Origin of the sequence: Halobacterium jilantaiense (assembly GCF_900110535.1) — an archaeon.
In the GTDB taxonomy this organism is placed as follows: Archaea; Halobacteriota; Halobacteria; order Halobacteriales; family Halobacteriaceae; genus Halobacterium; species Halobacterium jilantaiense.
Genome location: NZ_FOJA01000001.1, coordinates 1,544,858 through 1,557,716, shown reverse-complemented (window position 1 = coordinate 1,557,716; position 12,859 = coordinate 1,544,858). Strand labels below are relative to the sequence as shown.

13 protein-coding genes and 1 tRNA gene are annotated in these 12,859 nt (G+C 64.3%); 6 read left to right on the top strand and 8 right to left on the bottom strand.

Annotation, left to right across the window (positions count from 1 at the left end; translation table 11 throughout):
* Positions 1-232 precede the first annotated feature (232 nt).
* The gene (locus BMW35_RS08025; protein WP_089668842.1) at positions 233-847 is read left to right on the top strand and encodes a TetR/AcrR family transcriptional regulator; all 615 of its coding nucleotides are present in this window, start codon (positions 233-235) and stop codon (positions 845-847) included.
* 343 nt (positions 848-1,190) lie between these two features.
* On the opposite strand, the gene BMW35_RS08020 is transcribed toward BMW35_RS08025, so the two are convergent.
* Positions 1,191-1,496 (bottom strand): DUF7344 domain-containing protein, encoded by a 306-nt coding sequence (locus tag BMW35_RS08020; RefSeq protein WP_089668841.1) that lies wholly within the window; start codon positions 1,494-1,496, stop codon positions 1,191-1,193.
* Positions 1,497-1,731: 235 nt separating this feature from the next.
* Here BMW35_RS08020 and BMW35_RS08015 point away from each other — a divergent pair, with 235 nt between their 5' ends.
* On the top strand, positions 1,732-5,187 hold the full coding sequence (locus BMW35_RS08015) for a PAS domain S-box protein (RefSeq protein WP_089668840.1): 3,456 nt from the start codon (positions 1,732-1,734) through the stop codon (positions 5,185-5,187).
* A 16-nt stretch (positions 5,188-5,203) separates the two neighbouring features.
* Here BMW35_RS08015 and BMW35_RS15585 read toward each other — a convergent pair whose 3' ends face one another.
* The 3 genes from BMW35_RS15585 to BMW35_RS08005 form a co-directional block, all read right to left on the bottom strand.
* Positions 5,204-5,380 carry a hypothetical protein gene (locus tag BMW35_RS15585; protein ID WP_177170801.1) on the bottom strand — a complete coding sequence of 59 codons (177 nt, stop codon included), beginning with the start codon at positions 5,378-5,380 and terminating at the stop codon, positions 5,204-5,206.
* Positions 5,377-5,718 carry a HalOD1 output domain-containing protein gene (locus BMW35_RS08010; RefSeq protein ID WP_089668839.1) on the bottom strand — a complete coding sequence of 114 codons (342 nt, stop codon included), beginning with the start codon at positions 5,716-5,718 and terminating at the stop codon, positions 5,377-5,379. The genes BMW35_RS15585 and BMW35_RS08010 overlap by 4 nt, the downstream gene beginning before the upstream one ends.
* Positions 5,719-5,799: 81 nt before the next feature.
* Positions 5,800-6,444, bottom strand: coding sequence for a helix-turn-helix domain-containing protein (locus BMW35_RS08005; protein WP_089668838.1), 645 nt, complete (start codon positions 6,442-6,444; stop codon positions 5,800-5,802).
* 157 nt (positions 6,445-6,601) lie between these two features.
* Between BMW35_RS08005 and BMW35_RS08000 the strand changes: the two genes are divergently transcribed.
* Positions 6,602-6,673: transfer RNA gene (locus tag BMW35_RS08000), tRNA-Ala, on the top strand.
* Positions 6,674-6,940: 267 nt separating this feature from the next.
* Positions 6,941-7,477 carry a hypothetical protein gene (locus BMW35_RS15330; protein ID WP_143052173.1) on the top strand — a complete coding sequence of 179 codons (537 nt, stop codon included), beginning with the start codon at positions 6,941-6,943 and terminating at the stop codon, positions 7,475-7,477.
* A gap of 502 nt (positions 7,478-7,979) precedes the next feature.
* On the opposite strand, the gene BMW35_RS07995 is transcribed toward BMW35_RS15330, so the two are convergent.
* Positions 7,980-8,195, bottom strand: coding sequence for a hypothetical protein (locus BMW35_RS07995; RefSeq protein ID WP_089668837.1), 216 nt, complete (start codon positions 8,193-8,195; stop codon positions 7,980-7,982).
* Positions 8,196-8,353: 158 nt separating this feature from the next.
* On the opposite strand from BMW35_RS07995, the gene BMW35_RS07990 reads away from it, so the two are divergent.
* The gene (locus tag BMW35_RS07990) at positions 8,354-10,234 is read left to right on the top strand and encodes a Rieske 2Fe-2S domain-containing protein (RefSeq protein ID WP_089668836.1); all 1,881 of its coding nucleotides are present in this window, start codon (positions 8,354-8,356) and stop codon (positions 10,232-10,234) included.
* A 276-nt stretch (positions 10,235-10,510) separates the two neighbouring features.
* On the opposite strand, the gene BMW35_RS07985 is transcribed toward BMW35_RS07990, so the two are convergent.
* Positions 10,511-11,026, bottom strand: a complete 516-nt coding sequence (locus tag BMW35_RS07985; RefSeq protein WP_245708154.1) for an archaellum stator protein ArlG — start codon at positions 11,024-11,026, stop codon at positions 10,511-10,513.
* Between the two features lie 96 nt (positions 11,027-11,122).
* Between BMW35_RS07985 and BMW35_RS07980 the strand changes: the two genes are divergently transcribed.
* Positions 11,123-11,686 carry a DUF7504 family protein gene (locus BMW35_RS07980; protein ID WP_089668834.1) on the top strand — a complete coding sequence of 188 codons (564 nt, stop codon included), beginning with the start codon at positions 11,123-11,125 and terminating at the stop codon, positions 11,684-11,686.
* Here the strand turns inward: BMW35_RS07980 and corA are convergent.
* Both corA and BMW35_RS15580 read right to left on the bottom strand, forming a co-directional pair.
* Positions 11,683-12,663: a magnesium/cobalt transporter CorA gene (gene corA, locus BMW35_RS07975; protein WP_089668833.1), complete on the bottom strand. Its 981-nt coding sequence runs from the start codon at positions 12,661-12,663 to the stop codon at positions 11,683-11,685. The two genes, BMW35_RS07980 and corA, sit on opposite strands and share 4 nt — an antisense overlap.
* Positions 12,660-12,830 (bottom strand): hypothetical protein, encoded by a 171-nt coding sequence (locus BMW35_RS15580; protein ID WP_177170800.1) that lies wholly within the window; start codon positions 12,828-12,830, stop codon positions 12,660-12,662. The genes corA and BMW35_RS15580 overlap by 4 nt, the downstream gene beginning before the upstream one ends.
* Positions 12,831-12,859 lie beyond the last annotated feature (29 nt).

Genomic DNA, 12,859 nt, shown 5'->3' with positions numbered 1-12,859 from the left:
CGCACCCGACACCGCAGTCCGGTGGACGCGTCAGACCCGCGTCGGCGGTGCCACGAGCCCGGCGTGCTGGCATCACGCGCTCGTACTCTCGGCTCTCGAATGGCCGGCTCGTGACGAAACGGTTGTTCCGGCGCGGGTCCGCGTACTCCAGCGGGCTGCCCGTTCTCTGTCGTGTGACTCGATTCGCTCGGGGAGAAACGGATATGTGTCCACCGCTCTTCGACTACCTTACATGAGTGAATCGGAGGGGGCGGCCGAGTCCAGGGACACCCGCGAGGTCATCATGGAGGCGACCTTCCGGGCGCTGAGCGAGCACGGCTACAAGGACCTCCGCGTCCGCGACATCGGCGAGGAGATGGAGCTCTCCCGCCAGCTCATCCACTACCACTTCGACGGCAAGTACGACCTCCTTTCCTCGTTTCTCGCGTACGTCATCGACCAGTACGAGGGCAGCGTCGAGGTCGACGCGGACACCGACCCCCGGACCGAACTCGACGCCCGCATCGACCAGTGTCTGTTCGGCCCCGGCTTCGAGGAGTTCTCCCACTGGGACCGGATGAAGGTCTACCACGAGCTGTACGCCCACGCGCAGAACGACGAGGAACACCGCCAGCTGTTCGACGAGCACTACGACCGGCTCCGGGGCAGCATCGTCGCCGTCATCGAGGAGGGCATCGAGGCCGGCGTCTTCCGCGACGTGGACGCGGAGCTGATGGGGCAACTCATCACCGACGTCATCCACGCGGGCCGCGAGCGCCGCATCTCTCTCGGCCACGAGGACGCGCCCGAGGAGGCCCGCGACGCCATCGACGAGTTCGTCCTCGACTCCCTCGTTCCGGCGGAGTGACGCCGCTGCGGTCGTAGCGCGGCCCTATCGCTGCCGGTCGCTGCTACTCAGTCTCGACTCGCGTGTGGTCGCATCGCGCCGACGGAGCGCGGGCGCGGCGCGCGGGAGAATACCTGAGACTCTGGATGCCGGCCGCGCCGCCGCCCCGCTTCCGGACATCGCCGCGATGCCGTCACGTCCTCGGGCCCCCGCCTCCTTATCTTTACCGAACGGTAAACAGCGGGCTCGGGCGTCGGCTGGGCGAGCGCGTGTCGCAAAAGCGGGGAGTCCGCACGCCGCCGCCGCCAGACCGTGACCGACGCGACCCGCTGCCGCAGCCGGGGGCAGTCGCCGCCCGAGCGCGCTACTGGACGATGTGATGCGTCTCGGGCCGGTAGCTGAGGACGCCCAGCTCGTCCATCTTCGGCAGGTGCGTGTGGTGCAGCGAGACCTCGACGCGCTCGACGGCGTCGCTGTCGGCGTCGTAGCCGCCTTCGCGGGCGTCGATTTCTGTGGCGACCTCCGAGAGGGTCACTGTCGACGGCCGCTCGGCGAAGACGTCCAGCACCAGGCGGCGTCGGTCGTCGCGCAGCAGGGTGTGGCGCTCGGTCTCGGTCAGGTCGGCGATTCTCGGCAGGTCGTCGGTGAACTCGGTGAGTGTCTGGGACATTGTGGTTGTTCCCACGCGAGGCGGGCTGCTACCTGTGTAGACGACTCACGTGGCCCTAAAGCCGTCCTATAATTGATTAGGGTCGGGCTGGGGTCGCGAGTGGATAGTCCGGTGTGCCAACCGGAAGATTCCACACACGTTAGTTTCGGGGTTGTTGCACGCTGCTGATGCGGTACTCTCGGTGACGCAGTTCCATCGACGGAACTCTCTTTGTCGCGGGTCGCGGACCGTGCGTATGGGGCAGTCGCTATCAGCTGGCCTGCGGGAGACGCTGTCCGTCTTCGAGGTGGCGGGCGAACCGCGGACGACGCCGGAGGTCGCAGACGCCCTCGACCTCGGGCGACGAACCGCCTACGCCCGCCTCGAACGCCTCGTCGAAGCGGACGCGCTCGCGACGAAGAAAGTCGGAGCCAGCGCACGCGTCTGGTGGCGGCCGGCCGCCGACGGCACCGACGACGCACTCACGACCCAGTGGGAACACCAGTTCCGGTCGCTCGTGGAGGCGACCGACGAGTACGCCATCTTCCTGCTGGACGCCGACGGCCACGTTCAGACGTGGAATCCGGGGGCCGAACGCATCAAGGGCTACGACGCCGCGGACATCCTCGGCGAACACTTCTCGGCGTTCTACACCGAGTCCGACCGGGCTGACGACGTTCCCGCGCGGAACCTCCGGGCGGCCGCCGAACTCGGCTCCGTTCAGGACGAGGGCTGGCGGCTGCGGGCCGACGGCTCCCGGTTCTGGGCGAACGTCACCATCACGGCCATCCGGGAGGACGACGACCTCGCCGGGTTCGCGAAAGTCACCCGGGACATGACCGAGCACCGTCTCACGGAACGCCGCCTCCGCGAGGAGAAGTCCTTCGTCGAGAGCCTCCTGGACACCCAGCAGGACCTCTTCTACGCGTTCGACGACGACCTCGAACCGCTCCGGTGGAGCGACGACTTCGAGGCGATCACCGGCTACGACCCTGCCGAAATCGAGTCGATGACGCCGCGGGACTTCGTCGCCGACGACGCGGCGGCGGCAGTCGAGAACGCCATCGACCGCATCTTCGCGGGCGAGCGCGTTAGCTTCGAAGCGCCGCTGGAGACCGCGGACGGCGAACAGATTCCCTACGAGTTCACCGGCGGCCCCATCACGGACGACGTGGGCGAGGTCGTGGGGTTCACCGGTGCCGGCCGGGATGTCAGCGAGCGGAAGGTCCGCGAGCGCCGCCTGGAGCAACAACACGACGAACTGCAGGCCGAACTGGCGGACATCTTCACGCAGATCGGGGAGGCGTTCTTCGCGCTCGACGACGACGCCCGCATCACGTACGTCAACCACCGCGCCGCGGACCTCGTCGGCCTCTCCCCGGGCGAACTCCTGGGTGCCCGCACCTGGGACGTCCTCCCGGAGACTGCAGACGGACGGGTTCGGGACCGCATCGAGTCGGCGCTGGCGGACGGGTCACCCGCCGAGTTCGAGTTCCACTCGGAGCTACTGGACCGCTGGCTCGAAGTCCGGGCGTACCCCGCCGAGGAGGGGCTGTCCGTCTACGTCAGGGACGTCAGCGAGCGCACCGAGCGCGAGCGCGAACTCGAACTCTACGAGGCGGTCATCGACACCGTCGAAGACGGCATCTACGTCCTCGACGAGGAGTTCTGCTTCGTCGAAGTGAACGACGCCTTCGTCTCGATGACCGGCTACGACCGCGAGGCGCTCCTCGGTTCGCACACCGCCCTCGTCGTCGGCGAGGAAGTCGCGGCGGAGGCCACGGAACTGCGGGGCGACATCGCCGACAGCGACGGCGGCAGCGCCACCATGGAGACCGACGTCCGGCGCGCCGACGGGAGCCGCGTCCGCGTCGAGAGCCGGTTCACGACCATCCCGGGCGAAGACACGCGCCACGTCGGCGTCGCCCGCGACGTCAGCGAGCGCGTGGAACGCGAGCAGGAACTCCGACGCCGCGTCAGCCAGCAGCAGGTGGTCGCGGACCTCGGCCAGCGCGCCCTCCAGAACAGCGACCTGGACGCCCTGCTCGCGGAAGCCGCCGAGGTGGTCGCGGACACGCTCGACACCGACTACTGCAAGGTGCTGGACCTCGACGCCGACGAACTGCTGCTCCGGCAGGGCGTCGGGTGGGACCGCGGCATCGTCGGCGAGGCGAGCGTGTCCGCCGTCGAGAACGCCTCGCAGGCGGCAGTCACGCTGGACAGCGAGGAGCCGGTCATCGTCGAGCACCTCGCCGGCGACGCCCGCATCGACGGTCCCGAACTGCTCACGAGCCACGACGTCGAGAGCGGCATCAGCACCATCGTCGGCCCGGTCGACGACCCCTGGGGCATCCTCGGTGCCCACGACACCGACCGCCGGGAGTTCTCCGAACACGACGCCACGTTCGTGCAGTCGGTCGCGAACGTGCTGGCGGCCGCCATCGAACGCCACGGCTACGAGAACGAACTCGTCTACCAGCGCGAACAGCTCGGTGCCCTGAACAGCCTCAACGAGGTCGTCCGCGACATCTCCAGTGCGGTCATCGAGCAGTCCACGCGCGCGGAAATCGAGGCCACCGTCTGCGAGCGCCTCGCGGGGACCGGCTCCTACGCGTTCGCGTGGACGGGCGAGGTCGACCCGGCGACACAGCGCGTCGAACCGCGAGCGCAGGCCGGCGTCGAGGGCTACCTCGACGACATCACCCTCTCGGTGGACCCCGACGACGAACTCAGCGAGGGCGCGACCGGCCGCGCGCTCCGCACGGGCGAGATACAGGTCACCAACGACATCGCCGCCGACGACCGCTACGAGCCGTGGCGGGAGAGCGTCGAGGCGTACGGCTTCCGGTCGTCAGCGGCGGTGCCCATCACCCACGAGGGCACCACGTACGGCGTGCTGAACGTCTACACGGAGCGCCCGTCTGCATTCGAGGGGCAGGAACACGCAGTCATCGCTCAGCTCGGCGAGGTCGTCGGCCACGCCATCGCCGCCACCGAACGCAAGCGCGCGCTGATGAGCGACGAACTCGTCGAACTGGAGTTCCAGGTCGAGGGGTTCTTCGAGGCGCTCGACGTCGGCGTCGGGGCGACCGACCCCATCACTATCGACCACGCCGTGCCCGTGGGTGACGGCGAGTTCCTCGTCTACGGCTCCGCCGCCCCAGTGGCCATGGACGCCGTCCGCACGATGGCGGAGTCGATGCCGCACTGGCGCGGCCTCACCGTGCGCGGCGACGACGACGCCCCCTCCTTCGAGGTCCGGGTGAGCGACCCGCCGGTCCTCTCGACGGTGGCGTCACTCGGCGGCTACGTCGACGGCGCGGTTATCGAGGGCGGCGACCTCCGGATCACCGTCCACCTCGCGCCCACCGTCGACGCCCGAACGGTCATCGACAGCGTGACCGAAACTTACCCGAACGCCGAGATGCTGCGCCGCCGCCAGATCACTCGCGTCCACGAGAGCCCGCAGCCGCTGCCCGGCCAGCTTCTCGACGAACTCACCGACCGCCAGCGAGCGGCCGTGGAGGCGGCCTACCACGCCGGCTTCTTCGAGTGGCCGCGTGACGCCTCCGGCGAGGAAGTCGCCGCGTCACTCGACGTCTCGCCGCCGACCTTCCACCAGCACCTCCGCAAGGCCGAGCGGAAGCTCTTCGAGTCGCTGCTCGCCGCGCCCGTCGGCGACCCCGACGCCACGGCAGGAGGCACACGGTAGTCGCCGGAGGCCGCCGTCAGTCGTCGTCCGTTCGGAGCTCGGTGACGACGACGTCCCAGGCGACCGAGCCGCCGTCGTCGCACTCCCAGCCGCCGCGGACGTCGACGCCGCTGTCACTGGCTCGTCGGAGCACGGCCGTCAGCTCCGCTCGCAGTTCGGCCGCCGTCGCAGGTCCACCGTCGTCGCCGGTCATTCGTCGGCCGGCGACTCGGACGGACCGCTGTCGGCCGGCGACACCGTGACCGTTCCCGCGCTGGAAACCGACACCGCGAACCCGGACTGCCGCCACGACACCTCGATAGCGCCGTCCGCGGGGTCGAACCGACCGACGAGCGCGTTCAGCGCGTCGGCGTCGGCGGTCTCCGCAATCGGCGGCAGCGCCGTCGGCTCGACGTCCGCCACCGCCGAGAGCGCCGACACCACCGCCATGCACGGCGGGGTGTCGGCCGGGTCGTACTCGAAGCGATGCGTCGCTGGCTGTCTGGGGTCGGTCTCCGAGCCGATCTCGAACCCGGCTCTCGTAGGGGCCATCACCCGAAACTATCCACCCGATTCGGTTGAACCACGCTACTGACTATACAGGAGATACAATACGGGGGTGATACCGGTGGGCTAGTCGCCGTCGACCAGCGTCGCCCCGACGAGCCGGCGCTGGCCGCGGCGCAGGCGCGACGACAGCGACTGCTGGCTGATGCCGAGTTCGGCCGCGATGTCCGCCGAGGACGCCCGCCGCGGCGAGTCGAAGTAGCCGCGCTCGTAGGCTAACACCAGCGCCTCACGCTGCGTGTCGGTGAGTTCGTAGCCCTCGCCCCGGACCGCCAGCAGCGCGTGGACGCCGGTAATCTCGATGGGGATGTCGTTGTCCTGGCAGTACGCTCGGAAGGCGCTGACGTCCGCCCGCGTCTCGCCGCGCACCTCGAACGCCCAGCCGCTCGCCGTCCCGGTCGCGGCGAGCACGGAGAGGTTCGTCTCGGCGAGCGCGCTCAGGACGCCGACGTACTCGCGCGCCCAGGCGGCCCGCAGCAGGAACTCGCCGTCGACGCTGTCGACCAGCACGACGCTGTTCACGCCGGAGTGAGACTCGAATGCCGCCTCGATGTCGTCGGCGTCCGCGCCCCGAACCCAGAAGTACGGAACGACGAACGACTCTTGTGGGACGAGTCGCTCCAGTTCGACCGTCGCTCCCGGGAGGTTCTCGAAGACAGTTCCCAGCGGGAACGCGTCCGCCGGACTCCGGAATTCGACGACCGTCGCCATGTGTGTCACTTCGCCGGGCACGCCGATAACCACGGGGGTTGGTGGGCCAGCGTCCGCTCGCTCGCCACCGGCCCGTCAGCCACCGACCGGGAATCCGTCGCCGTCTGACCGCCCGAAACAGAAGCCTGAAGTACAGCCATCGACTGATTCCGGGTGCGGGCTCGTAGATCAGGGGTAGATCGCTTCCTTCGCAAGGAAGAGGCCCTGGGTTCAAATCCCAGCGAGTCCACTACGAACCCTCCTTCACCGTAATGACCTGACAGCGTAGCGTTTCGCTGTCGACTTCTTATGCTGGCTATCGCCATTTCGAGACGGTTAGCAGCAAGGTCCGACGTTACGATTTCAATATGCATCGTCGTTTGGCTCCGGCCCCTGGCGTTTCTCCATAGTGACCTCCACCGGGCACGATGTTGAGTGTTCTGTCACCGGCCACAGGAACGAAAACAAAATGCCACATCTACGATACTTTTATTGGGTTTGTTTTATCGGGAAAAGTATGGGTAAGCCGGCTTGGATTAACCACGCGAGCGGCCCTGTCTCCAGAAAGCACTACAACGAACAGGCTATCGACCGCGGATACGGGATGCTTCATTGGGACAATATCTCGTCACTCAACCCCGACAAATACAACCAGAAGCGTACCAAGGCCCAACGAGAAATTAGAAAACTAAGCGAGATAGTCGAAAATGGCCAGACAGCAGTTACCTTCTACAACCCACTCAGTCGAATTACAACCCGTAAGGCAGAGAGTGTCTGCATCATTCCAGCGACCGCTTCGGCGCTACAAGAACCTATAAAGGTAGAACCGTACGGGTCAGTCGACCTCGACCCAGATGAGTACAAGTGGATATTCAAAGGCGTCAAATTCGATGAAGAGACAACTGTCGAGGTCTCCCAACTGATGTACCGCCTCTGCTCGACACAGACCTTCACCCGCCACATTGGTCGGCTTGTGACTGGAACCAGATTGACGAAGAGATTGTCGAGGCTGCGTATCGAGGTGAACCCATCCCATACGTTGCTTCCAGTTTGACGCCCACTCAGGTCGAGGTCTGTGCAGAGTACCTCCGGTTAATGTTCCCGTCGTTCCGCCGGACTTCGACTCTCGGGGGCGAACAGAAGGACGTAGACGTTATTGGTCACGTTGGCCCCAACCACGGTCCAGCACTTATTGCCGAAATGACTGGAGGTAGTACTTCCAACGCAGAAGACCGGGTTGAGAGGCTGAATAAGTACTGTGACCGTGCTGACCATCTGTACCTGTTTGCGCCTAACGACAGCCGCCCCGATTCAGTGCCTGAAACTATTGACTTCGTCTCTCTCGAAGACGTGTTCGACCATCTCGACGGGAACCAGAGAACGGAATCGATGTTGAGTGAGATGCTGATGCATTCTGCAGACTGAGCAGAGCAGTAACCATTCTCTCCAGCAGGAGCCAGCAGGCTCTGCCGTTTGAGGTAGCGATGCAGTAGTGTGTATCGTAGAAGTAAAGAAACCGCCTCTGTCCGTATTGCGCCGAAAAACGGTTGTCAGGTCTACTCGAAACTAAGCGGGAGCCCGAAAACACCTAACTCACGCTTGATGACGAAGAGAAGACCCGCAGTGATGAACACGGGGACGATGATAGAAACGGCCTGTTCTGGTTTCCCAGCGAGGGAGAGCATAATCCTAACAGTGAGGGCACCGATAAGGATAATCTGGACTGCAAGGAGTTTTCCTCGGGACGCAGCCTCAACCAGTGCCTTCAGCATAGAGTAACTGTGGCTACCGAGTTATTTCATTATGAGGGTGAGGTAGCATAGCGACCTCTCGAGCAGGAACCGCCAGGCTCTCCGGTTTGAGAGGGTATCAGGTATTTTCGCAGACCTGATAACAAAGGTATTATAGTTATCTCCTTCTGCCATTCTCTATGGGCATCCGAATCGGAGATGAAAATCTACTTGAAGAACTTCCACGCAGGGTTTACCTTGACGAGAAACCATTTATCCTAAGCCAAACGCCCGACGGCACACCAGTCGTTTTTGAAGCGATCTGTCCTCACCAAGGTGGCACCGTTGATGTGAAATCTGAATCGTGTCTGCGCTGTCCAGACCATGGCTGGGAATTCGACTCAGAATCAGGCGAATCAACGACGGTTCCAGGCGAATCCCTCGAACAGTATCCAGTAACGACCGACGCAGGGACGCTCTACGCTGATATCCCCCATATCGACCCAACAACCGAGTTTACGGTGGACGACCACGAGGGAGCAGCGCCCACCGTTTCACTGCTCTCCCACGCGACGCTACGAATCGACTATGATGGGTTTACACTCCTTACTGACCCTTGGCTGGATGGCCCCGCATTCCTCGGTGGGTGGGCCCAATACCCACAACCAACCTGTGATATAGACGAGGTCGCCGCCGAAACGGACGCAATCTGGATTACGCACGAGCATTCTGACCATCTAAACAAGCGAACCCTCTCTCACTTTCCAGACAACACACCGATATATGTCCCCGAACTCAACTACCGTCGGCTTTCGTCGAGATTACGTGAACTCGGGTTTGAGAATACATACAGCCTACCAACTGGGGAGGCGTACCCACTCGCAGAGGGGATTGAAGCAGCCTGTTTTGAATCCCAATCAACGTGGAATGACAGCATCCTCGCGGTGAACTGTGGAGGCTTCCGTATTCTCAATTTCAACGACGCTGGTTTAAACTGGGACGTAAAAGACGCAATTCCATCCGTCGACCTCGTGGCAACCTCCTTCGCATTCGGTGCCTCCGGATACCCACTTACGTGGAACCATCTCTCAGGTGAGGAGAAATACGAGATAATGGATGACCGGAATGCGGGCGCACTCAAGCATTGCCAGCAGGTAGTCGAGATGTACGACCCTGAGTATCTGCTCCCCTTCGCCAAATTCTTCGGGTTGCTGCAACCCGAGTTCGATGAGTATCGCTCGATGATTAGGCAAAATGAACCAAGCGACGTTGTGGAACATCTCTCGGATTCCCCTGTCGAGGTCCTGGACTTACTGCCCGGCGAGTCATGGGACGGAAACTCCGGTATGCCGTCTCGCCGAAATGACCATGACAAACTCTATGACGACGACGTCAAGGAAGCTAAAATCCAGTCCCTGTATAAGTCACACACGCCTATTGTTGACGAGGAATTCGACCTTTCGCACGAGGAACTTTCAACGTACTTTGAGGCTCTTGGTGGTTCCTCGTTAGCGACTGAGGTTGGTAACCACGCTCTCTCACTCACTCTTCGCGCAGACGAAAGAGACCTGCACTCTCTTATCCGATTCCAAAACGGTAGTATCACGTACACTCCAATGGAGGAGCCGAGCGGATTCGCGTCAGCCGACGCGGACACTCATGTAAGAATGGCGGTTGACGGCGAACTCGTACAGCATGTCATCCGAAACGATCTCTCGTGGGATGAAATCCATATTGGGTACTGGGCAGACTTTGAACGCCAGCCCGACGAATACAACCTCTCGTTTTGGCGTCTCCTCCATGCACCATGGGAAGCCCGAGACGATACAATGAACCTCGCTGCAGGCTATGATATTGAAACCGACCTTTCAGGTTTCGCGATGGCTGACCTCCTCGAACAGCACTCCGTAGAAGACTTGCTCTCCGAGTACGGGCTTCACTGTGCAGGATGCCCAGCAAGTCTTGGTGAAGATATTGTTGAGGCAGCCCGTATCCATGGCTTGAATCGCCAACAAGCTGAATCACTCGTGGAGAGTGTCGAGAAGGTAGTTCAGAATGAGGAATCCGCTCAGATGTCCTAATTTAACCAAGAGATACCCAAAAGTCGTGTCCTATCGGGTTCCTCCATCAACGTCTTTCGCGTAATGTATCCCCTGTACTGATATCCGTTATTTCCGACACGCCATCTTATTCCCGCCCCCATAGGCCCTCTAGGGGGGTTCCCTATGAACGACTCACTTCGTTCGTCTCGCTCCCTCGCAGGCTTCCCGTTCGCTCCGCTCACGGGAATCCCAGCGAGTCCACTACTGCACTCGAACCACCGAGCGATGCACGTGTCGCTCGGCTGCCGTTGCGTGTCACGGCGTCGTGAAGACGAAGCGGTCGCGGTGGCCGCCGGCGTCGACGACGACTCGGGTCTTCGCGTTCGAGCCGAGGGAGACGTTGGCGCGGACGCGCAGCACGTCGCTGGGCCGCCAGGTGTCGGCGTCGAGGACGGTTGTCTGGGTGTCGGCCTGATAGGCACCGTTCACGAGTACGGTGACGTCGCCGGGGTCATCTGGGAGGGTCCGTGCGCCGGTGTTCTTGACGAGCAGCGTCAGCGTCTCGTTGCCGGCGTCGTAGACGGCGGTGGGCGTCTGGTCGTCGCTGACGATTCGGAATTCGGCGTTCGCGTGGTCGGCGTCGGCGTCGGCGGCACCGTCGATGCTGTCGGCGAGGCTGGTCGCGCCCTCGGTGAGCGTGCCGGCGAGGGCGGCGGAGAACAGCACGGCGGCGATGAACAGCACGAGGTGGGCTGAGGAGACCGACGCCATCAGCGCCCCCCGGTGGCCGCGGCTCGTGCCATCGTCGGATGTCTGCGGGGCGAGCGGCATGAATCTTCGTCCCGCTCGCGGGGGCGGAGCGCGACCACCGGTAGTATTTGGGAAAGTTTATTTAGGATGATTAATAATTCCGAGACAGAGAGTCACATGGATGGGGGAGGGAGCAGCGAGGGGGCCGACGCCGTACTCGTGACGGCGCGCGGGACCGCCGCAGCCGACGGCGACCCAGCCGACCGGGACTCGGCGGCGGTCATCGTCGTGACATACTGTTTCGACGCCGAGAGCTGGCTGGACCGCTGGGGGACCAGCCAGGAGCGAGCAGTCGCCGTGAGCGCGGGTGAGCGCTCCCGGAGCGCGGCAGCGGTCGCGCGCAGCGACTCCGGCACTCGCTCCCCCGACGGCCCGGGCGGCGACCCGGTGCAGGTCGAGGCCGGCGTCGTCGAGACCGTGCCGTCGAAGAGCGACGTGGGTGCGGTCGGTGCCGCCGTCCACGAGTACCTCGACGAGTGGGACGACTGCGAGCTGACCGTCTACGTGGACAGTCTGGGAGCCATCGTGGATGCGACGGACTCGGAAGTGACGTTCCGCCTCGTCCACGCGCTCGTCGCCCGCGCCCAGGACGCGGACGCTCGCGTCGTGGCCGCAGTCGGGGAGGGGATACCGCCGCACGTCGAGGCGACGTTCGCACCGCTGTTCGACCGAGTCGTCTAGAGCCAGTTCTCGCGGCGGAAGTACGCGACGAGGATACCTGCGGTCAACGCCATCCCGACCATCACCGCGGGGTACCCGTACGTCCACTCCAGTTCGGGCATGCTGAGCGGGCTGCCGGAGAAGTTCATGCCGTAGACGCCCACGACGAACGTCAGCGGGAGGATGATGGTGGCGACGACGGTGAGCGTCTTCATCACGTCGTTCGTGGACATGGACAGCGCGTTCAGGTAGATGTCGCGGGCACCGCTGGTGAGGTCGCGGTAGGTCTCCGTGAGGTCGACGAGCTGGACGAGATGGTCGTAGACGTCCCGGTAGTACTTCTCGGTCGACGGCCGTATCTGGGCGGGGTCGCCGCGAGCGAGTACGCCGACGGCGTCCCGGGTCGGCCAGAGCAGCCGTCGGACGGACAGGAGGTCGCGGCGGAGGTCGTTGATGCGTTCGAGGAGGTCCTCGCCGGCGGCCTCCGTGACCTCGTTCTCGACGGCTTCGATGTCGTCTTCGATGTCGTCGAGGATGCCGTAGTAGTCGTCGACGATGCGGTCGATGCCGCGGTAGGCGGTGAAGTCCGGGCCGTTCGTGAGCAGCCGGGGGTCCTCGCGGCCGACGCGCTCCCAGACGGCGTCGAGGGCGGCGGCGCGCTCGGGTTCGACAGTGAGCAGCCAGTCGTCACCGACGAAGAAGCCGACGGGGAGCGCGCGGAGTTCGTCCGCGAACGAGACGTCCCCGTGCCGCAGGGACGCGGCCTTCAGCAGTGCGAACGTGTGGTCGTCGAACTCCTCGACTTTCGGGCGGACGTCACCGAGGATGTCTTCGACTTCGAGCGCGTGGAGGCCGTAGCCGGCGGCGAGGTCGTCGAGGACGCCGTCCGCGGGGTCGACGACTCGGACCCAGGTCGTGCCGGGGTCGTCGCGGGCGTCGACGGGGTCGGCGCGTTCGTCGTGGCCGTCGGCGTCGAAGACGACGGTGTCGACGGTCACGTCGCCACCTCCCCGCCGCCGTCGGTGCCGATGGCGGCGAGGGTGACGCCGACCATGACGGCGGTGACGGAGAACGCCCGCCCCGGGTAGGGAGTGGCGAGCCCCGCGAGGTAGCCGGCGACGCCGCCGATGGTGAGGACGACGCCGGCTGCTCGAATCCGGTTCATGGTTGCGGCTCGCTCCCGACCGGCAAAAA